Origin of the sequence: Sphingobium limneticum, assembly GCF_008710165.1 — a bacterium.
Taxonomy (GTDB): Bacteria; Pseudomonadota; Alphaproteobacteria; order Sphingomonadales; family Sphingomonadaceae; genus Sphingobium; species Sphingobium limneticum.
The window spans coordinates 438,530-459,879 of sequence record NZ_VYQA01000001.1 but is presented as its reverse complement, the minus strand read 5'-3'; the positions used below and the strand labels follow the sequence as shown (position 1 = coordinate 459,879).

Sequence of the window (21,350 nt, the reverse complement as noted above, 5' to 3'; positions counted from 1 at the left end):
ACCTTCTGGGGCTGGCCTTCACGCCCGGTTCTGGTCTAGACCGACCCCATGACCGAAGGTTTGCGGACCCAACGCCGCTTTTCAGGCCGCCCGCATACCGCCCGGCTCCTGCTTGCGCCGCTTCTGCTGGCCGCGCCCGCATCGCTGCGCGCGCAGGAAACGCCGCCATCTGTCTCGACCGACCCCGCCCAGAGCGCCGATCCTGCGCCCAGCCAGGCGCTGGATGCCATGCCCGATATCGGCGTCGATTGGCCGGACATGGGCCAGCCGGACAGCATCACGCCGCTGCCCGATGATCCACTGGAATCACAGGCGACCGTTCCGCCATCTGCCGACCCGACCGCTCCGGCGCAGCCGGCCTCGCCTGTGCTCGCCTTTCCGACCGATGATGCCGATGCGACCGCCGAGCCGGTCGACGGCAATGCCAGCTTCGCCGACGCCAGCGAGGAACGGCGCTATACCGTGCAACTCACTGGCCTGGACGCCATAGCCGACGATCAATTCACCCTGCGCTTCGACGAACTTTCGGTGCTGCGCCAGGGGCAGGGCAAGCCCGCCAACCTGGCTCAGATCAATCGCCGCATGAAGGAAGATGGCGAACTGCTCGACCGCCTGTTGCGGGCGAAGGGCTATTATGCCGCCCGTATCCGCAGCGCGGTGGTCGCGCCGCCGCCCGGCAGCGATCGCCTGTCCGTCACCTTCGATATCGTGCCGGGCACCCAATATCTGCTGGAATCGGTCGATGTCACCGGCCTTGTCGAAACCGCCGGGCAAGAGGCGCGGCTGCGCGCCGCCTTCCCGCCCAAGGCCGGCGATCCGGTCGATGCGGACGCGATCCTGGCGGGTCGCGACGCGCTCAGCACCGCGCTGACCGAAAGCGGCTTCCCCTTCGCCCGGGTCGATGAACCGGAAGTGCGGATCGACCATGAAGAGCGTAAGGGCGATTTGGACATCATCGTCGCGCCGGGCGGATTTCGCCGCTTCGGCGCGATCCGGATGGACGATACGAAGCTGTTCGACGCCCATCATGCGCAGGAAATCGCCCGCTTCGATCCGGGCGATACCTATATGGCATCGGATGTCGAGGATCTGCGCCGCGCGATCGTCGCTACGGGCCTCGTCTCCTCGGTCAGCCTGAAGCCTGTTGATGCTGGCGATGGCGAGCATGTCGATCTGGACGTCGATATGCGCCCCGCGCCGTTACGCACCATTGCCGGCGAACTGGGTTATGGCACGGGCGAAGGTTATCGCGCCGAAGTCAGCTGGCAGCATCGCAACCTCTTCCCGCCCGAAGGCGCGGTGACGTTGCGCGGTGTGCTCGGTACGCAGGAGCAGACGGCGTCCTTCACCTACCGCCGCAACAATTTCCATCGACGCGACAATGTGCTGACCGGGCTTGTATCGATCAGCAATATCCGACGCGACGCCTATGATGCCCGCACCATTAATCTGTCCGGCGCGATAGAGCGGCAGAGCAATATATTGTTCCAGAAGAAATGGGTCTGGCGTTTCGGCGGTGAATTGATCGCATCGGATGAAGCCGACGCCTTCAGCGGCGGTGCTCGCCGTACCTTCCTGATCGCCGCCGTGCCGGTCAGCCTGACCTATGACGGCAGCGACGATCTGCTCAACCCGTCGAAGGGCTTCCGCCTAGGCGCGCGCGTCAGCCCCGAACTCTCCTTCCAGAACACGACCTTCGGCTATGCCCGCGTGCAAGTGGACGGCAGCGTCTATCAGCCGATGAGCGACCGTGTGGTCGTTGCCGCGCGCGCCCGCTTCGGCACCATCTTTGGATCGACGGTCGAACAGATCGCGCCGTCCCGCCGCTTCTATGCCGGCGGCGGCGCATCGGTGCGCGGCTATGGCTATCAGGCGATCGGCCCGCGCTATGGCGATGACAATGATCCGGTCGGCGGCAAGAGCCTCGCCGAATTTTCGCTCGAAAGCCGCATCCGCTTCGGCAATTTCGGCGTCGTGCCCTTTGTCGATGCCGGCAATATCTCCACCAGCTTCCTGCCGCGCTTCCGCGACCTGCGCATCGGTGCGGGCATGGGCCTGCGCTATTACAGCAATTTCGGCCCCATCCGCGTCGATGTGGGCACGCCGCTCAATCCGCAGTCGGGCGATCCCAAGATCGCGGTCTATGTTTCGCTGGGGCAGGCCTTCTGATGGCCGACGACGCAGCGCCTCCGGTCATGCCGCCAACGCCGGCACCTGTGCCGCGCCGCCGCGCCTGGGACGGTCGTTGGCAACGCTGGCTGGCCGGGCTGATCGTCACGATCCTGCTGATCGTCGCGGCGGCGGTGGCGTGGCTGGACACGAGCGGCGGCCATCGCTTCCTCGCCACCCGCATCGCCACCATCAAATCTTCCTCTGGCCTGCGCATTCATGTCGGTGCGATCGAGGGTAGCATCTATCGCAAGGCAGTTCTGCGCGACCTGATCCTGTCCGATCCCAAGGGGAAGTTTCTGGAGGCGCCCCGCGTCGAACTGGACTGGTGGCCCTTTGCCTGGCTCTCCAACCGGCTGGATATCGACCGGCTGGTGATCCCGCACGCGACCCTGCACAAATTGCCCAAGCTGAACCCGACCGAGCGGCGCGGACCGATCCTGCCCAGCTTCGACATCCGGCTGATGCAATTTTCGGTCGGCCAGCTCGATATCACCCCCGGCGTCACCGGCCGGGTGCAGCGCGCCACCATGTCCGGCGACGCGGACATTCGCGGCGGCCGTGCGATTATCGATCTGTCCGCCCGCACGCTGGACGGCAGCGACGCGCTGACCATCGCGCTCGACAGCCGGCCGGACAAGGATCGCTTCGCCCTCGACGTCACCGTCAATGCGCCCAAGACCGGCGTGCTGGCGGCGATGGCAGGCCTGAAGCAGGACGCCAACCTGCGCATCGGCGGCAAGGGCAGCTGGAGCCAATGGGATGGCCGCCTCGCAGCCACGCTCGATGCTGCGCCGGTCGCCGACTTCACTCTCGCCGCCCGCAGCGGCGCCTATTCGGCGCGCGGCACGGTGGAGGGGAACGCGATCGCCGGCAACGGCCTGCTCCGTCGCATCGCCGCGCCGCGCCTGACCGTGCGAGCCGACGGCACGATGGTCGAGCGGGTAATCGACGGCCGCCTCTCGCTCCGGTCCGCCGCTTTGGATATGACCGCCGATGGCGCCATAGACCTGCGCAACAATGCGCTCGACAATATGCGTGTGGACCTGAAGCTGGCCCGGCCCGAAGCGCTGATCAAGACCATGCGCGGCAAGGATATCGCGGCTAAGGTCCGGCTGGATGGAGCCTTCACCGCGCTCGGCTACGAATATCTGCTCACCGCGCGGCAGATCGCCATCGAAAAGGCGATCATCAACGACGTCCGGGCCGAGGGCAAGGGCCGCGCCACCGGCAAGGGGCCGGTGCTGATTCCATTGCGGTTGCGTGCGCGCAGTCTGGACGGGCAGGGCGATCTGGTCGGCGGGATCGTTCGCAATTTCCAGCTGGATGGTGTGCTCCAACTGGACGGCCAGACAATCGTCAGCAATCCCATGCAGTTGCGATCCGACAAGCTGCGCGGCAAGCTGACGGTGATCGCCGATCTGGCGACCGGCCGCTATGATGCGGGTCTGGACGGCGCGATCAACGGACTGTTCATTCGTGGCTTGGGCGTGGTCGATCTGACCTCCAAATTGCGCGCCGTGCCACGCAGCGATGGCGGCTTCGGCCTCAGCGGTAATGCGCTGGCGCGGGTACGGCGGCTGGACAATGATTTCCTGCGGACGCTGGGCGGTGGCCTGCCGACCTTGCGCAGTCGGCTTGAGCTTATGAAGGATGGCCAGTTCGCGCTGTCCGACATGCAACTGACGTCGCCCCTGCTCAATCTGACGGCGCGCGGCATACGCCATCGCGACGGGTCGCTCCATCTGGAAGGTAGCGGCCGGCACGGGCGTTACGGGCCGGTCACGCTGACGCTGGACGGCATGATAGAGCGGCCGACCGTCGACCTGCTGCTCGCCCGGCCGATGGATGCGCTGGGCCTGCGCGATGTGCGGGCGAAGCTGATCCCGGACGCCAATGGCTATAGCTACACCGCCAATGGCGGTTCGACGCTCGGCCCCTTCACCGCTCGGGGCGTGATCCTGCTGCCGCAGGGCGGGCAGGCGGTTGTGCGGGTCGCCAATCTGGCCGTGTCGGGCGTCACCGCCAGCGGCGATATTCGCCCGATCGCCGGCGGGCTCGACGGTCAGCTCAGCGTCATGGGGCCGGTCACCGGCTATATCAATTTCAAGCCGATCGACGCGAACCAGCAGGTCCAGCTGAAGCTGACGGCCAGCGATGCCGCGTTCGAAGGGCCGACGATCATAGAGGTTCGGCGCGGCACGCTGGACGGCACGATCCTGCTCGACCCAACGGGCACCACCGTTACCGCCACGGCGCAGGCGCGGGGCCTACGCGTCGGGGGTGTGCTGCTCGGCCGCTTCGCCGCCAATGCCGAACTGGTCGATGGCAAGGGCAAGATACGCGGCAGCCTGTCGGGCCAGCGCGGTCGCCTGTTCGACCTTCAGGGGGAGGCGCAGGTCGAACCCGACCGCATCCGCCTCACCGCCGCCGGCACGATCGACAAGCGCCCCATTCGCCTGACCCGCGCCGCGCTGCTGACGCGGGCGGAGGATGGCTGGCGTCTGTCGCCCGCCACGATCAGCTATGCCGGCGGATCCCTGCAACTGGCCGGCGAACTGGGTGGAGAATCGACCCATATCGAAGCGCGGATGCAGAAGCTGCCGCTGGCGCTGCTCGACATCGCCTATGATAATCTGGGTCTTGGTGGCATGGCGACCGGGTCGCTCAGCTATGTTCAGCCGCGCGGTGGGTTGCCCACCGGCAAGGCGGAGCTGCGTATCCGGGGCCTGTCCCGCTCCGGCCTCTCGCTCAGCAGTCGACCAGTCGATGTCGGCGTCAATGCCGTGTTGACCGGCGAACGGCTGGCGACCCGCATGGTCTTCGTCGCCGATGGCAAGACGATCGGCCAGGCGCAGGCGCTGCTCAACCCGCTGGGCACGGAAGGGGGACTCGTCACTCGCCTCAACAGCGCGCCCTTCTTCGGCCAGTTGCGCTTCAACGGTACGGCGGACACGCTCTGGCGCCTGACCGGGGTGGAGATCGTCGATATTGCCGGCATGGTCGGCGTGTCTGCGGATATGCGCGGCACGCTGGGCGCGCCGGTCATCACCGGTAATTTCACGACCGACAATGCCGCCATCAACAGCCCCGTCACGGGCATGCGGCTGAAGGGCGTCAAGGCGCGGGGCCGCTTCTCCGGTGCGCAACTGGTCATTTCCAGCTTCGCCGCGACCGCGCAAAATGGCGGCACCGTCAACGGCACCGGCCGCTTCACCTTCAACGGTATTGCCGGGGTCGGCATGGACCTCAGCCTGCAAGCCGACAATGCCGCACTATTGGAGCGGGACGATATCGCCGCAACCGTTACCGGCCCCATCACCCTCAAATCCGACGGTGTGGGCGGCACGATCGGCGGTGACCTGGTCCTCAACAAGAGCCGCTTCACCATGGGCCGCGCCGCCGCCGTGGCGCAGATCCCCGAACTCAAGGTGGTCGAGGTCAACCGGCGCGGCGACGAGATCGAACGTCCTCGCACCAACGTCCCCTGGGCGCTGGCGATCAAGGCGCGGGCGCGCAACCGTCTGACCGTCACCGGCCTCGGCCTTGACAGCGAATGGCGCGCGGACCTGGATATCGGCGGTACCGTCACCAACCCCGCCATTGCGGGCCGGGCGCAACTGGTGCGCGGCGGCTATGAATTTGCCGGCCGTCGCTTCGAGCTGCGCGAAGGCAATATCCAGTTCGACGGCAAGGTACCGGTCAACCCGACGCTGGACATCAGCGCCGAAGCCGATGTGAGTGACCTGAGCGCCACCATCCATGTCGGCGGCACGGGCCTGAAACCCGACATCACCTTCACCAGCGTCCCCGCGCTGCCGCAGGACGAACTGCTTTCGCGCATCCTGTTCGGCACCTCCATCACCAACCTGTCCGCGCCCGAAGCGCTGCAACTCGCCTCTGCCGTCGGATCGTTGCAGGGCAATGGCGGCCTTGATCCGATCAACGCGGTGCGCAAGGCAGCGGGCCTCGACCGGCTGCGCATCATCGCCGCCGACCCGACGCAGGGGCAGGGTACGTCGATCGCGGCTGGCAAATATCTTACCCGCAAAACCTATGTCGAACTGATCACCGACGGTCAGGGCTACAGCGCCACCCGCATGGAATATCAGGTCACGCGCTGGCTATCCCTGCTGGCGGCCATCTCCACCCTCGGGCGCGAAAGCGCCAACGTACGTATTTCCAAGGATTATTGATGTGACGAAGAGCGCGATCGACGCGGCCACCGCGATCAGCGTGATGGACCTGTTCACCATCGGCATCGGCCCGTCCAGTTCGCATACGGTGGGGCCGATGCGCGCCGCGCTGATGTTCATGGACACGCTGCCGCAGACGCCGGTTCGGGTGCAGTGCGAATTGTTCGGATCGCTGGCGCTGACCGGACGGGGCCATGCGACGGATAGCGCCATCCTGCTCGGCCTGTCGGGCTATCGTCCCGAAAGCGTCGATCCCGATGCGATCGGGTCCATCCTGGCGGCGATCCGCACCGATGGCCGCATTCGGGCGGGCAGCGCCGTGGATCACTGGCTGCCGTTCGAGGAAGCGCGTGATCTCCTCTTCCACATGGGTGATTTTCTGGAAGCGCACAGCAACGGCATGCGCTTCACCGCCTGGCTGGACGGGCGTGACGATCCGATCGTACGCGACTATTATTCCATCGGCGGCGGCGCGGTGCTGCCGGGTGTAGTGCCGGTCAGCGATGACGCGCCGCTCGGCCATAATGTCGTCCAGCCCTGGCCCTTCTCCTCCGGCGCGGAAATGCTGGCGCAGGGCGACGTCAGCGGCCTGTCGATCGCGACGCTGGTGCTGCGCAACGAAGGCGCCTGGCGGGTGCAGGCGGAAACCGAAGCCTTCCTGGACAATGTCATCGACGCCATGAGCGCGTCGATCGACCGGGGCCTGATGCAGGAGGGGCTGCTGCCCGGCGGCCTCAAGGTCCGCCGTCGCGCTCGCGCCATTCATCAGCGGCTGCGCTTGCAGCAGGACGCGCTCGGTCCCGCCCAGATTTTCGAATGGGTCAGCCTGTTCGCGCTCGCCGTGAATGAGGAGAATGCGGCCGGCGGTCGCGTCGTCACCGCCCCCACCAACGGCGCGGCGGGCGTCATCCCGGCGGTGCTGCATTATTATCGCCGCTTCGTGCCCGGCGCCGACCGGGACGGAGAGCGTCGCTTCCTGCTGACTGCCGCTGCGATCGGCTTCCTCTACAAGAAGCGCGCTTCCATCTCCGCTGCCGAAATGGGCTGTCAGGGCGAAGTCGGCGTGGCCTGCTCCATGGCCGCTGCCGGTCTTGCCGCCGTCCTGGGGGGCACCAACACGCAAGTCGAAAATGCCGCGGAAATCGGCATGGAACATAATCTCGGCCTCACCTGCGACCCGATCGGCGGCCTCGTGCAGATCCCCTGTATCGAGCGCAACACGATGGGCGCGGTAAAAGCGATCAACGCCGCCTATCTCGCGCTCCAGGGTGACGGGCGCCACATCGTCAGCCTGGACGCGGTGATCGAAACCATGCGCCAGACAGGTGAAGACATGGCCAGCCGCTACAAGGAGACATCGCTGGGCGGATTGGCCGTCAATGTCGTGGAATGTTGAAAATCGTTCCGTCGCTTCATCGTCCGTTCGGCACGGTCGCACGGCGAATGGAGCCAATTTCGTGACATTAATGGCACAGAATCAAGCGTTTATCTGAGGTTCATGAAACAAAGGCGGCCGCTCCCGGCTTGAGCGTCTCACCCCCTGAGAGAGGGGAGAGAATGTTTGAACGGAGTATCTGTTATGCGTAAGTTGATGGTCGCAACCCTCTTGGCCGGCGCCACCGTGGCCACTCCCGCTTTGGCGCAGGATGTCGGCCCGACCTTCACCGGCCCGCGTGTCGAAGCCATCCTTGGCTATGACCGCACGGGTGCTGGCAGCGACGTGGACAATGATAATGGCAATGACGATCAGAAGATCGACGGCCTGCTCTACGGCGTCGGCGCCGGCTATGACGTCAATCTCGGCAGCGCGGTCGTCGGCGTTGAAGGCGAATGGACTAACTCGACCTCCAAGAGCAGCCGCCGCGACTATACCGACCAATTCGGCTTCGGCCGCGTAAAGCAGGGTCGCGACCTCTATGTCGGTGCGCGTGCCGGTATCCTGGCCGATCCCGCCACGCTCGTCTATGTGAAGGGCGGCTATACCAACACGAAGCTGAACGTGTTGGCCGGCAACACCAATGAAAGCACCGACGAGGCCTTCAAGCTGAACGGCTGGCGGATCGGCGCGGGCGTGGAGCGCGCGATCAACGCCAACACCTTCGCCAAGGTCGAATATCGCTATTCCAAATATGAAGATGCCAAGCTGCGCTTCGCAGACGGGGCGACGACCAGCGAATTCGGCATCGACACCGACCGTCATCAGGTGGTCGGCAGCGTCGGCTGGCGCTTCTAAACCGCCAAGATCCGTTCGTTTCGAGCGCAGTCGAGAAACGGGAAGCGCTGTTTTGGCCGCTTCTTGACAGGCTCGCAACGAACGAAGCTGTTGGTAAAAGGGGTCGGTCTTCGGATCGGCCCCTTTTTCCGTTCATCCGCCTATCCCCTCTATCAGTACGCGTGCAGGCCTGTTATTGACATTCATGTGAGTAACGCGATTCCCCACCGCTTCCCGATCGGCATCGATCCGACCGACATCGACTTCATGGGTCATGTCAACAATGCCAGCTACCTGAAATGGGTGCAGGAGGCGGTGCTGGACCATTGGCGCGCGCTGGCCCCATCCGAAGCGGTCGCCCAGCATCTCTGGGTCGCGCTCAAGCATGAAATCACCTATCGCAAGCCTACCTTTCTGGACGACGATGTCATCGCCACCGTGCTGCTGGAAAAGGTCCAGGGCGCCCGCGCTTTCTACGAAACGGTCATCCGCCGTGGCGAGGAAGTACTGGCCGAAGTCAAATCCAGCTGGTGCTGCATCGACGCGAGCAGCCTGCGTCCCGCTCGTCTGACGCGAGAGGTGATCGACCGGTTCTTCGTCGGCGATGGCAACGCGAACGCCTGATGGGCGTCGGTTTTTAGACACGGCGAGGGTTACTAGAGGATCGACGGTGGTGAAAGCGCGCTGACAAGTGCGTCGACCGTCGCACGTACGCGCGGTGTCATGTCTCTCGTTTCCAGCCATATGACATGGATCGGCAATCTGGGCTGTTGCAAATGGGGGAAGATCGAGATGAGCTCTCCGGAGCGCAGCTGATCTGCAACCAGCCAGGCGGGCAGTTGGGCAATCCCCATTCCGGCAACCGTTGCAGAGGCGATGGCGTCGAAACTCGCAAATCGATGCGATCCTCTCACCACGGTCCGTTTGACCGCTCCGTCCCCATCCAGGAATAGCCAGGGATCTTCACGCCCCTCACGCAGATGCGTGATCGCGCGATGATTGCCAAGTTCGTCGGCCTCGGTCGGAATATCCCGGGCCGCACAATAAGATGCCGCAGCGCAGATAAGCAGGTCCTGCTCGCCCAATTTCCTGGCGATCAACCCGCTGCTGTCTGGCAAGTGGCCGATACGAACGGAGAGATCATATCCTTCTTCCGCCAGATCGACGATCCGATTGTCGAAACTGACGTCCAGGTTGAGCAACGGATATCGGTTCGCCAAATCCAGGAGGGCAGGTATCACCCTTTTGCGACCGAACAATTCGGGCAAGTTGATGCGCAGCGTGCCTGACGGCGATGCTTTTCGATCCGCAAGCGCGGCCTCGGCACTGGCCAGTTCGGCCAACGCGCGCAGGCAGCTTTGATAATAAGCACGGCCTTCATCCGTCAGGCTGAGATGCCGGGTGGTCCGGAAGAAAAGTTTTACGCCCAGCCTATATTCCAGCCGCGCGATCGCCTTGCTGACAGCCGATTGGGACAGTCCCAGCCGCTCGGACGCCTTGGCGAAACTGCCGGACTGTTCCGCCTGCACGAAGGCCCGAATACCATTTAGCCGTTCGCTGGAGATCATCGTATTCTCGAAATTATGTCCTGATGATCGGGAATTGATACCCGAAACCAGACGAAATTTCCATGCTATCTGAAGGTCCATATTCCGGGTCAAAACCCGCCTATTTGGAGCCTATGCCATGCCACTTGCAAACAAACGCGCGATCATTATCGGTGGTGGCAGCGGCATCGGCCTGGAGGTAGCGCGCCAGGCGATTGCTCAGGACGCCCATGTGGTGATCGGTGGCCGCAACGAGGCGCGCCTCGCTACAGCGCTCTCCGAACTGGGAAGCTGCGCTAGTGCGCACCCCGTCGATACGTCGGACAAGCCGTCCATCCGCGCCTTTTTCGATCGGGTGGGTGCGTTCGATCACCTCTTCATATCCGCAGCCAGCTACACGCTCGGGCCGATCGACCAGATCAGCGATGAAGACGCCGAAAGCCCGTTTCGCTCGAAATTCTGGGGCCAATATTGGACCGTGCGCGATGCGCTCCCCTATCTCGCGCCTGACGGGTCGATCACGTTGATGGCAGGTGCGGCAGGCGCGCGGCCGATCAAGGGCATTCCAGCCTATGTCGCCTGCAACAGCGCGATCGAGGGGCTGGCGCGCGCATTGGCGGTCGACCTGTCGCCCATCCGCGTGAACTGCATATCGCCAGGCACCATCGACGGCCATTTATGGAGGCAGCGCCCTGCCGAAATCCGTGAAGCAGCCTTTGACAGCTACCGGGACATGTCCGTTGTAGGACGCCCCGGAACCGAAAAGGAAGTGGCTTCAACCGTTCTATTTTTGATGCAGAACGGCTTCGTCACGGGCTCGACCCTGTATCCCGACGGTGGCTTCGTGTTGCGATGATGATCTGCCCGGACCATCTGCGCAGGTCCGGGCATGGCAGAGGCGATGAGAGCAGGGCTACCCTCGCGATCCAGCCGGCTTTGCGATCGGGCATCGATATCCGCCCCCAGCTGCCGGCGTCTGGGGGCCGAACTTGTATGCCCGCGGCTGTTAGCGCCTGATGGCGGGGCTATGGTCGATCCGCGCAGCGGAAAAGCGATTGCGCGGTCGCGCAAGGCCCAGATTGTCCCGCAATGTCGGCCCCTCATAATCGGTGCGAAACAGCCCGCGCCGCTGCAATTCGGGTATGACTTGCTCGACGAACCGGTCCACTGATCCGTGCAGGTCCGGGAACATGATATTGAACCCATCGGCCGCCCCGGCACGGAACCAATGTTCGAAATCGTCCGCAATATCCTGCGCGCTGCCAAAGAGGATACGATGGCCTCCTGCCACCATCTTGCGCAGCAATTGACGAACCGTCGGCTGCTCGCGTCGGATCAGATCTATTACTAATTGCTGTCGGCTTTTATGCGTGTTCGTCACCGGGATGACGGAGGGCAGGACGATCGGTTCGTCCAGATCCAGCGTCCACAGGTCGATGCCGATATTGACGAAATGCGAAATTCCCTTGAGCGTCGATATCGGGTCGAGTAAATCCTGTAATGCCTCATAACGGGCACGGGCGTCCGGCGCGCTGTCGCCGACATAGACGGATACGCCCGGCAATATTCGCACATCCGCGCGTTTGCGCCCATATCTGGCCAGCCGCGCGGTGACGTCTGCGTCGAAAGCCTCCGCCTCTTCGATCGTCTGCGCGGCGGTAAAGATCAGTTCCGCTGTACGCGCGGCCAGTTCGCGGCCGTCGTTGGAGGAGCCGGCTTGGGCGATTACCGGATAGCCTTGCACCGGCCGTGCGGAATTGAGTGGTCCCTGGACCGAAAAATGGGCGCCCTTGTGGTTCAGCAAGTGCATCTTGTCCGGGTTGGACCAGATGCCGTTCGCCTTGTCCTGAACGAACGCATCGTCTTCCCAACTATCCCACAGGCCGGTGATGACGTCGAAAAATTCCTCCGCTCGTTCATAGCGTTTGGCATGAAGCAAATGATCGTCCCGGTTGAAATTTTCGCCGCCGCCCAGCGACGTGACGAGGTTCCAACCGGCACGCCCTTCGCTGAGATGATCGAGCGAGGCGAGCCGCCGGGCGAGCGTATAGGGTTCGTTATAGGTGGTATTGGCGGTGCTGATGAGGCCGATCCGGCGCGTCACCACCGCCAAGGCGGGAAGAAGGGTCAACGGATCCCAGCGCATTCCCTGCGCGCTTCGTGCCAGCGATTTCGGGTCCAGTTCGGGCACGGCAACGCTGTCGTTGAGGAAAATCGCATCGAACAATCCTTCCTCCAATTTCTGCGCTACCCGCGCGTAAGGAGCAAAACTGCGGGATGCGTCTTCGTCCACCTCCGGCAGGCGCCAACTGGCATTGTGCGAGCCATGGCCCGACAGGAAAGCGCCGAGTTTGAGCGTGCCGGAGTGGTGGGCCATGCCTGTTTCTCCTTTTAAAAGCTGAACGACAGGCGGCCATAATAATAGCCGCCGTAAAAGCCGAAGGGGGACTGCGCCGGATAAGGCGGGAAGCCATTTGTATCGGGCAACGTATTTTTGTCCGGATAGGTGTCGAAGAAATTGTTCGCGCCGATTGCGACGTTCACATTCTTCGTCGCCTGGAAGGACAGGTCGATGTCCGCGATCCACTTGGCGCCGTAAAACTGGTCGCTCGCCGCCGCCGTGCCCAGGAAAGCGACCTTGCCATAGCGTGTCTCTCGCAGGTTCAGCTTCAGATTGCCAAGCGCCAGATCCTGCCCAAGGATCAGCTTGGTGCGCGGCAGGTTGCGGTCGATATAGCCCTGCGCTTGCCGATCGAAGAGAGTCAGATTGAGCGCGGCCAGTTCCGCGGGATTGGCGGCAACACTTGTGATCTTGGTCTTGTTGTAATTATAGCCTGCGGTCAGGCGCAACGACTTGTCCACGCCCAATGGCTGGAGATAGTTCAGCACGGCCTCCACGCCGCGCGTGCGGGTGTCGATCGCGTTTGCGAAATAGCGGACCGAATAGTTGGGATCGAACCCGTTGGCGACCAGGATCGCGCTGACCCCCGCACCGGTCAAATAGCCGGTCTGGGCGATGCGATCGTCCAGCTTGATCTGATAAGCATCGACCGACAAGTTGAGGCGCGATCCCAGCTTGTAGGTGAAGCCAGCCGACAGGTTGAAGGATTTCTCCGGCGTCAGTGCCTTTGCGCTCAGCGCGTCGCCGATCGGCGTGCCGGGCCGTACCGATTTGGCGGTGATGAAGGTCTGTACGCCGTTCACCGTGGTATATTGGTTGGATGTCTGCGCGAAGGCCGACTGTGCCAGCGCGGGCGCATGGAAGCCGTTGCTCACAGTGCCTCGGATCGCGAAATTATCGGTAAAGTCGAAACGGGTCGTGAATTTGCCGTTCAGCGTGTCACCCGCGCTGTCGTCATAATGTTCGGCCCGCCCTGCCACCGCGACGAACCATTGGGGGATCGGGTTGAAGCCGATGTCGACATAGGCGGCATAGCTGTTGCGGCTCAGTTTGGCGGCATCCTCGGGCGTCAGTACGATCGCACCCTGCGCGCCGATCGTGGCGTAGCGCCCCGCAAGCGGCGTCCCGGCGGGATAGCGATAGAGGCCATTGGCATAGGAGGCCGGATCCCCTGCAATAGTCTGGAACTGCTCATAGCGATGTTCCGCGCCGAAAGAGATTTTCAGTGGCTCGGCAAGACCGATGTCGACCCCCTTTGAGACATCCACATTGTTCGTCCACTGTTTGAATTTTGCGGTAAAGGTCCAGAACTTGGTGGGGCTTGCGCTGCCCAGCGAGGCGTTCAAACTGTTGGTCGAACCGTTTTTCGACCGGTTTTCGCCATAGGTGCTGGAAATGTCCCAGTTCCAGCCGCCACTTTCCCCTTTGACGCCGCCCAGTGCCTGAAAGTCGCGCTCATCTAGCGTGTAATTGGGCGCATAGCCGTCCGGGAAAATGGACAGCACGGCATTGGTCGAATTGGGCCGGCGGAAATTCTGGCCGATGACGGCCTCTCGGGTGGACCAGGTCGACGAAGAATAGACTGTAGCGCCGGGCGATAAGGGCAACTCGGCATTATACAGGATGGTCAGCGCGCGCAGATCGGGCAGGCCGCCGGTGAAGGCGGTCTTGTCGCGATTTTCGCGCGGGTCCGGTTGGCCGTTGGCGGGATAATAGAAGGCGCCGGTCGCCGGGATAGCGCGTCGGGCATGATTATTGTCCCTGGCATTGGCAGCGATGTTCAGGAAGCCGCCTTCGCCCAGCCTGAAGCCGATATTGCCGCCGGCCTCGATATTGCGACCGTCGCTATTGCCCAGATAGCTGTAGCGCTTGCCCGCGTTCAGGCTGAGCGTCCCGCCCTGCGCATCGTCTTTCAGCACGATGTTGATCACGCCGGCGATCGCGTCCGATCCATATTGCGCGGCCGCGCCGTCGCGCAGCACTTCGATTCGCTTGATCGCGGCGGCGGGGATCAGGTCGATATCGACCGAATTGGCGCCCTGATAGACGCTGCCGGTCGACAGGTTGAGCAATGAACTATTGTGTCGCCGCTTGCCATTCACCAGCACCAGTACATGCGATCCGCCAAGGCCGCGCAGACCCGCAGGTCGCGCCACGCTGTTCCAGGACGATGAACTGACCGTCAGCGAATTGAAGCTGGGCAACAACACGCCCAACGCATCGCGCAGCGAACTATTGGCGCCCAGCGTGGCCAACTGGCTCTCGTCGATCACGTCGATCGGCGCGGGGCTGTCGATAACAGTGGTGGCGCGGCTGCGATTGCCGATGACGACGATGGTTGAATCCGTCTCCGCTTCGGTTGCGGCCGGTGCCCCTTGAGCAATGGCCTGCGATGCTGTCCCCACACCGGCGCTCAGAGCCGACGAGAGCAAAGCGACGCGTAGCATTGTCTTGGTATCGAACATTGAAATTTCCCCCATTTTAACGTTATTCCGTCTTGAATGCCTGACCCGGAATCAGATCAGCCCGGCTTCCCACAATCCCGACATGTCGTATTCGCCGCGCACCAACCCGAATGCGAAAAGGTCGCTGGTCACTTGTTGAAGGCTGGCGATGGCATCGGCCGCCGGCGGCACGATCAGCGCGGGCCGGCTGGCTTCGCGCGCCAGCCGCTCGAACAGGGCCGGCGATTGATCACTCAACTGACCCGACAGCGCGGCCCAGCGCGCGGGGTTATGGCCGATCCATTGCCATGTGGTCTGTTCACGGCGCAGATAATCCCGGATCGCGGCGCGTTTGAGCGGATCGCCCAGCGCGTCGGGATGCGCGGAGATGCAGAAATTGCCCGAATATATGCCTTTGACGTTGGATATGATCCACCGCCCGCCCAGCAGCTTTTCCGTCAGCAGCGCCGATATGCCGCTCGCTACGGTCGCCTCCACATGGCCACGGGTAAAGGCGGCGTTGGCGTCGCTTACCGGCAGGCCCACTGCCTTGACGTCCTTCAACGTCATGCCGTGCGCTTCCAGCAATTTCAGCAGATAATAATAATTGTTGGTGTTGGGCGTGTAGGCGATGGTCCGCCCGCGTAAATCCTCGAACCGGCGCGCGGGTGAGGACTTGCCCACCAACACGCCACTATTGTTCACATCGCCCTGGTGCGTCGCGATCAATTTTATCGGCGTGCCTGACTGGATGGCGAAAGCCGGCGGAATTTCGCTCATATAACTATAATCGAGTTCGCCGGCCGCATAGGCATTGAGCACCAGCGACCCACCCGGCAGATCGACATAGCGAACCTTGTACGGCATGTCCGCCAGGCCTGCGGCGGCCATGAAATTGCCCGCAGTATTCTTGTATCGCCACACGCGCAGGGTAACGTCCGAAAGCCTCTGCGCCTTGGCGGATGGCCTGCACCCGGCAAGCGCCAAGGCACCGGCGCTGGACAGCAGACCGCGCCGCGAAAAGGATGAAGGAGCGGGCATCAATCGAGCAGATCTGGCTCGGCGCGGACGATCTCATCCCAATAGGGCAGGAAGCTGAGCCAGGCCCATGCTTCGCGCTGTTCGTGCGAAGGTGCGCGCTTCGGCGGATCGGTTAATGGTGTCCCCGCTGCGAGGGCAGCCAATTGGACTCGCGCGGCGCTTTCATAGGCGATGAAGCGCCAGGCAGCGGCTTCGACGCTGTCACCGACGGTCCAATGACCATGGTTGCGCCACAGCAGGATGTTGCGATCGCTCAGTTCGCGGGCAAACTGCCCCGCTATCTGTGCCCATGTCTCCGCCTGGCTTTTTCCCTCCGGGCGATCGGGTAAGAAAACGACCTGATCGTCATGGAAAATGGCAACGTCGGCTATGATCGGTTCGATCGGCTGGCCAAAGGCGGACCATGTCTTGGCGTGGAAACTATGCGCATGCACGATTCCCACGACACCGGGCCGCGCGCGCTGGACGGCATGATGATAGGGAATGCCGGACAGGTTTACGGGGCCATCGCCCTCCACCACGCGGCCGTCGCTGTCGATGCGCAGCAGGTCGGATACCCGGATGTGGGAAAAGGGCACACCCACCGGATTGACCCAGAAATGATCCGTATGTTCCGGGTCGCGGGCGCTCAAATGCCCTGCCAGTCCCGGCTCCACGCCATGATGGGCGAGCAGGCGCAGCGATGCGGCGAGTTGCTGCTGGCGATGCAGCCTTTCCTCGCTAAAGGATGCGCGGTTGGTAGGTGCCGCAACGCGCGGCCCATCTCCATCGCGCGCCACGCCATAGATGCGCGGCGCCAGCCTCGACGGCGCGGCACGGCGGATAGCAGGAGATAGATTCGTCATTTACGCCATCAATCCTCAAAACTTGTCGATGGCGATGCATAGGAAGCGGAAGGTGGCGCTGGGAAATGAGAAGCGCAGTTCCCAGCTTTGGAATTTCACATATTATTTGCATCGCTTCAGGATGCGAAAGATCCAATATTCGCTATAATGGCGTGTTTCCTTTTCGTTCAATCACATAGGTCGTCGCCATGATTGATGTTCGACTTCGGTTTCCTCATGTCATTGTCCAGCGTCTCTAAAATCCCGCTTCGGTGCGGGCAGCGGTGCTTGATCGACCAATCCGCTCCATCCCGTTCTTCCTACGAAGAAATGCCGAATATCAGAAGCGTTATAAGTTCTGCTAAATAATCTGGTCACGAACTCATTTGTTGGTGCAAGCGTTGGAGCATAGCGTTCCAATGATCAATCTGCGGCTCCGACGGATCGACAATCATCATGTCGTCACGACGGATATTCAGTGCTGCACCGGTCATTGGAATGGATGAATTTTTATGACAGCCAGTCGACAACTTCACCTCGGCGCTATCTTGAGCGGCGTCGGCACCACGCAAAATGGCTGGCTGCATCCGGATCTGCCTGGCGATGCCAGCGTCAACATTGACTGGTATATCGACAACGCCCGCAAGGCGGAGGCGGCCAAGTTCGACCTCGTCTTCATCGTCGATTCTCCTTACATCACGCCAGATACGGCGCCGCATTTCCTCAACCGCCTGGAACCGCTGACGCTGCTCTCAGCCGTCGCGACCGCAACCAGCAGGATCGGCCTCGCCGGCACCTTGACCACCTCCTATTGGGAACCCTTCAATGTCGCGCGCCAGTTCGCCTCGCTCGACCTGATCAGCCGGGGGCGCGCCGCCTGGAATGTCGTGACTACGGGCCTGGAAGGAGCCGCGCGCAACTATGGCCGTGAGGAGCATTTCGATCACAAGCTACGCTATGCCCGCGCCCGCGAATTTGTCGACGTCGTGCAAGGCTTGTGGGACAGTTATGAGGACGACGCTTTTCCGCGCGACAAGGCCAATGCGGTCTTTCTGGACAAGGGCAAGCAGCATCCGCTCAACCATCAGGGCGCCTTTTTTTCCGTGGCCGGTCCGCTCAACATCCAGCGTTCGCCGCAGGGGCAGCCGGTCATCTTCCAGGCTGGCGAATCCGAACAGGGCAGGGCGCTGGGCGCCGCGATCGCCGAAGGCATCTATGCCAATGCCGAAAGCTTCGATCAGGCGCAGGAATATTATGCGGATGTGAAGCGCCGTGCGACGGCGCTCGGCCGCAACCCCGATCATATTCTGATCCTGCCCGGGCTGATCCCGATCATCGCTGACACAGATGAGGAAGCGCGCGCGATCGAGGAGGAGCAGAATGGCAAGCTGGACCTGAACAAGGCGCTGGTGCAGCTGGGCCGGCCGTTCAACTATCATGATTTTACGCAATATGATCTGGACGCCCCCTTCCCGGACGTCAGCCATCTGTCGCTCAACAGCTATAAGGGCCGGGCCGAACGCATCATTCGCACGGCGCAGCGGGACAATCTGACGCTGCGCGAAACCGCCTGGCGTTTTGCCGCGCGCGCCAACCCCTTCGTGGGTTCGCCCAAAACCGTGGCGGACGAAATCGAGCGCTGGTTTCTGGATGGCGCATCGGACGGGTTCAACCTGCGCGTCACCAATCCGGCGGACTTCGCGATCTTCGTCGACCGCGTGGTGCCGTTGTTGCAGGCACGGGGGCTGTTCCGGACCGAATATGCGCATGACACGCTGCGTGGCCATCTTGGCCTGCCGTTCGTCCAAAACCGCCACGCCCGTGCCGCACCGGCCGCGATCGCAGCCGAATGACGCGGTGATCGCCGGCGTCCGCGCCATCAATCTTTGCAGGCGCTGTCCAATATAAAGGATCATGTGTGACCGATAGACGGCATGACCGCCGAACCTTGCTTGGTGCCGTGGGTGCCGGTCTGGCCTTCACCATGTTGGGTGGCTGCGGTGCTTCGCCCGGTGCTGGCGGGGGGAAGCTGCGTTCGTCGTACAGCAAGGGCGGTTATGAACTCATCCTGCGCACGGCCGGGCTGAAACCAAAAGACTTCGGCGTCGACTACAGCCTCTTCCAGTCTGGGCATCTCGTGATCGAAGCGCTGAACGGCGGTTCGCTGGATTTCGGCACGATGAGCGAAATTCCGCCTGTCTTTGCCGCCGCTTCGTCGATTCAGAGCTTTCGGCAGGTCGCAACCATCGTTGGCGACGTCAATAATCAGGTGATTTTGGTCCCTCGCCATTCGCCCATCCGCGATTTGGCCGATCTTAAAGGGCGCCGCATCGCCTATGTCCGTGCGACGACGTCGCAATATTTCCTCATTCGCATGCTGCAGTCGGTGGGGCTTGGCTGGCAGGATATCCATCCCGTCGCCATGTCGCCTACGGACGGGATGGCCGCCTTTTCCAACGGCGCCATCGACGCCTGGGCCATTTACGGTTTCCAGATCCAGCGGGCGGTCGCAACCCAGGGCGCGCATGTTCTCAAAACCGCGCTGGGCTTCCTGTCGGGCAACTATACGCTTCGGCCCATGTCGATGCGTTGGCCGATCCGGTCAAGGCGGCGCAGGTCGGCGCCTATTTGCAATTGCTCAAACAGGGCTTTGCCTGGAAGGCGAAGAATGAAGAGCGTTTCGCCCAAGCACTGGCGAAAGAAATAGAAGTGCCGCTGTCCTATGTGCTGGACCAGTTACGCAGCGCCAGCCAGCCGACGGACCTGTTGCCGGTGACCAAAGAGGCGGTCGCGTCGCAACAGGCCGTGGCCGACACATTCCATGACGCGGGCTTCCTGCCGCAGAAAATCAAGGTCGGTTCGCTTTGGGACGACCGTTACAACGCGCTTCTAGGGTGAAAGCGTCGCATCGTTGGCGGCCATTCGTCATCCGATCATGATGTTGGCACAGACCATCATCACCGCGAACCGAAGCGTGCGCAGAGGATAAAATGGCGATTCCGACGAATTCGCGCTCGATCAGATCGGGCGCATCCGTAAAATGAACGCATCCTGTGCAAGGGCGATCGGGCGCGACAAGCGCACGAATGGCAGAGATGAAGCTCATTGGCCCAATCGTGCCCAATAATCGCCGAATATATGGACCGACAGGATGAAGCCAAGGATCAGGTTGACGGCGACGCCGATCGCAAAGGCGCCAAATGGCTTTCGGCCGCCGGCTGACAGAGTCGAAAATCGGGTCGTCAGGCCGATACTGAGAAAGCAGAAGATAAAGGCCCAACTGCGCAGATCCTTGATCGGCGCGATCAGGCCGGGCACGGCCACCTTGTTATAGTCTGTCAGGCTGTAGCTGGCGGTCAGGGCCGTGATGAGCGCTGACGCAAGAAAGAAGCCCAGGATGAACTTGGGAAAGCGGCGCCATATCTCTCGCACGTCAGGGTGCGATCCGCTTGTGCGCTCCTCCCACCGCGTCGTCGCGACGATGGCCAGCACCACCGCCCAGATACCGATCCAGACGTCGCGGCCCACGACCTTCATCAGCGTGAAGGCTTGCAGCGCCTGATCGCTCGTGCCCTCTATGCCCGCGACCTTGCCTGCAAAGCCGCCATAGGCCTGCGCTGCCGCAATGCCGGCCGCATCGGCAAATTCCGATGTGCCTATCCACGCGCCTGCGATGCCCGTCGGCAACGACAATGCGCGCGCCACGAAGGGCAGGGCAAAGATCATCACGATCGCCCAGACGATGACGATCGTGATCGTGACCGATGTGTCTTCCTTCTTCGCACCGACAGCGCCTGCGACCGCGATCGCCGCCGACACGCCGCATACGGCGCCGCCCACGCCCAAAGTCGCGGCGAACCGGCGGTCCAGACCGAATTTGACGGCTGCCAGAAAGATGACGCTGAAGGTGACGACGGATACGATCGACGCTTGCAGGATGGCTATCGGACCGGCCAGGGCGATCAGGGAGAAGGGCACGGTCGCGCCCAGCAGGACGATCCCGGTCTTCACGTACAATTCCCCGCGCAAGGCCGATGTCAGCCATGCCGGCAGTCGCACACTATTGGCAATGACAAGGCCGGCAAACAACGCGACCAGCGGCGGTTCCAGATTGTAACGCACCGCCCCTTCCCACTGGCCAAGGACGAATATGCCATAGGCGGCGAGGTAGAGCAGAGAGAAGGCCGGCACGAAGCGGCGCACCTGCTGCCCCAGCGCAACGAGAGTAAGGGAAAAGGCAGCAAGCCAGAACAGGAACTGGGCACCATAGCGCGGCCAGTTTTGCGCCAGATCGGCGATAACCTGCCAGATATCGGACCATTTGGGGGGCAGGACCGCCAGCCATCGCAAACTGCCACCGGCAGAAAAAAGCGCGGCGCTGGCCAGAACGATGGAAAGGCCGATCCAGATGGCCCAGCTATCCTCCTTCCCACCCAAGATGCGCAGGATCTTCGCTGCCCCGCGATCCTGTTCGCCTGTAACCGCCTCAGCCATTGTCCTGCCCCCTCATACCCTT

The 21,350-nt window shown here is 62.5% G+C and carries 15 protein-coding genes and 1 pseudogene; 9 read left to right on the top strand and 7 right to left on the bottom strand.

Translation table 11 applies throughout. From position 1 onward, the window contains the following. The first annotated feature begins 48 nt into the window (after positions 1–48). From F4U95_RS01725 to F4U95_RS01705, 5 genes are all read left to right on the top strand, one after another. Complete coding sequence (locus tag F4U95_RS01725; protein ID WP_120253265.1) at positions 49–2,169, top strand: BamA/TamA family outer membrane protein; 2,121 nt, start codon at positions 49–51, stop codon at positions 2,167–2,169. Beyond that, complete coding sequence (locus tag F4U95_RS01720) at positions 2,169–6,365, top strand: translocation/assembly module TamB domain-containing protein (protein ID WP_211363286.1); 4,197 nt, start codon at positions 2,169–2,171, stop codon at positions 6,363–6,365. Before F4U95_RS01725 ends, F4U95_RS01720 begins: the two co-directional genes overlap by 1 nt. A 1-nt stretch (position 6,366) precedes the next feature. Further along, entirely contained in the window at positions 6,367–7,761 is a 1,395-nt protein-coding gene (locus F4U95_RS01715; protein WP_120253264.1) for an L-serine ammonia-lyase, read from the top strand. Positions 7,762–7,944: 183 nt separating this feature from the next. Beyond that, a complete protein-coding gene (locus F4U95_RS01710; protein WP_120253263.1) occupies positions 7,945–8,598 on the top strand; it encodes an outer membrane protein in 654 nt (217 codons plus the stop codon). A gap of 186 nt (positions 8,599–8,784) precedes the next feature. Then, positions 8,785–9,201, top strand: coding sequence for an acyl-CoA thioesterase (locus tag F4U95_RS01705; RefSeq protein ID WP_120253262.1), 417 nt, complete (start codon positions 8,785–8,787; stop codon positions 9,199–9,201). A 32-nt stretch (positions 9,202–9,233) separates the two neighbouring features. On the opposite strand, the gene F4U95_RS01700 is transcribed toward F4U95_RS01705, so the two are convergent. Both F4U95_RS01700 and F4U95_RS25500 read right to left on the bottom strand, forming a co-directional pair. Continuing rightward, on the bottom strand, positions 9,234–9,920 hold the full coding sequence (locus F4U95_RS01700; RefSeq protein ID WP_232016318.1) for a LysR substrate-binding domain-containing protein: 687 nt from the start codon (positions 9,918–9,920) through the stop codon (positions 9,234–9,236). Between the two features lie 39 nt (positions 9,921–9,959). Further along, a pseudogene (locus tag F4U95_RS25500) lies at positions 9,960–10,145 on the bottom strand (LysR family transcriptional regulator); the annotation flags it as partial. 118 nt (positions 10,146–10,263) lie between these two features. On the opposite strand from F4U95_RS25500, the gene F4U95_RS01695 reads away from it, so the two are divergent. Beyond that, the gene (locus tag F4U95_RS01695; protein ID WP_120253260.1) at positions 10,264–10,980 is read left to right on the top strand and encodes an SDR family oxidoreductase; all 717 of its coding nucleotides are present in this window, start codon (positions 10,264–10,266) and stop codon (positions 10,978–10,980) included. A gap of 150 nt (positions 10,981–11,130) precedes the next feature. Here F4U95_RS01695 and F4U95_RS01690 read toward each other — a convergent pair whose 3' ends face one another. The 4 genes from F4U95_RS01690 to F4U95_RS01675 are packed head-to-tail and all read right to left on the bottom strand — an operon-like array spanning position 11,131 to position 16,855. Next, positions 11,131–12,501, bottom strand: coding sequence for an LLM class flavin-dependent oxidoreductase (locus tag F4U95_RS01690; protein ID WP_120253259.1), 1,371 nt, complete (start codon positions 12,499–12,501; stop codon positions 11,131–11,133). A gap of 14 nt (positions 12,502–12,515) precedes the next feature. After that, positions 12,516–14,990 (bottom strand): TonB-dependent receptor plug domain-containing protein, encoded by a 2,475-nt coding sequence (locus tag F4U95_RS01685; RefSeq protein ID WP_211363927.1) that lies wholly within the window; start codon positions 14,988–14,990, stop codon positions 12,516–12,518. 51 nt (positions 14,991–15,041) lie between these two features. After that, complete coding sequence (locus F4U95_RS01680; RefSeq protein WP_120253258.1) at positions 15,042–16,010, bottom strand: ABC transporter substrate-binding protein; 969 nt, start codon at positions 16,008–16,010, stop codon at positions 15,042–15,044. Further along, positions 16,010–16,855, bottom strand: a complete 846-nt coding sequence (locus tag F4U95_RS01675) for a class II aldolase/adducin family protein (RefSeq protein ID WP_120253257.1) — start codon at positions 16,853–16,855, stop codon at positions 16,010–16,012. The genes F4U95_RS01680 and F4U95_RS01675 overlap by 1 nt, the downstream gene beginning before the upstream one ends. Positions 16,856–17,346: 491 nt before the next feature. Between F4U95_RS01675 and F4U95_RS01670 the strand changes: the two genes are divergently transcribed. The 3 genes from F4U95_RS01670 to F4U95_RS25025 all read left to right on the top strand — a co-directional run bounded on the left by F4U95_RS01670 (position 17,347) and on the right by F4U95_RS25025 (position 19,732). Beyond that, positions 17,347–18,687 (top strand): LLM class flavin-dependent oxidoreductase, encoded by a 1,341-nt coding sequence (locus F4U95_RS01670; protein ID WP_120253256.1) that lies wholly within the window; start codon positions 17,347–17,349, stop codon positions 18,685–18,687. A 131-nt stretch (positions 18,688–18,818) separates the two neighbouring features. Further along, on the top strand, positions 18,819–19,541 hold the full coding sequence (locus tag F4U95_RS01665; RefSeq protein ID WP_246171466.1) for an ABC transporter substrate-binding protein: 723 nt from the start codon (positions 18,819–18,821) through the stop codon (positions 19,539–19,541). Then, on the top strand, positions 19,424–19,732 hold the full coding sequence (locus tag F4U95_RS25025; RefSeq protein ID WP_246171467.1) for a type 2 periplasmic-binding domain-containing protein: 309 nt from the start codon (positions 19,424–19,426) through the stop codon (positions 19,730–19,732). The genes F4U95_RS01665 and F4U95_RS25025 overlap by 118 nt, the downstream gene beginning before the upstream one ends. A 204-nt stretch (positions 19,733–19,936) precedes the next feature. Here the strand turns inward: F4U95_RS25025 and F4U95_RS01660 are convergent, their stop codons facing one another. Further along, a complete protein-coding gene (locus tag F4U95_RS01660) occupies positions 19,937–21,328 on the bottom strand; it encodes a YeiH family protein (protein WP_120253255.1) in 1,392 nt (463 codons plus the stop codon). Positions 21,329–21,350 lie beyond the last annotated feature (22 nt).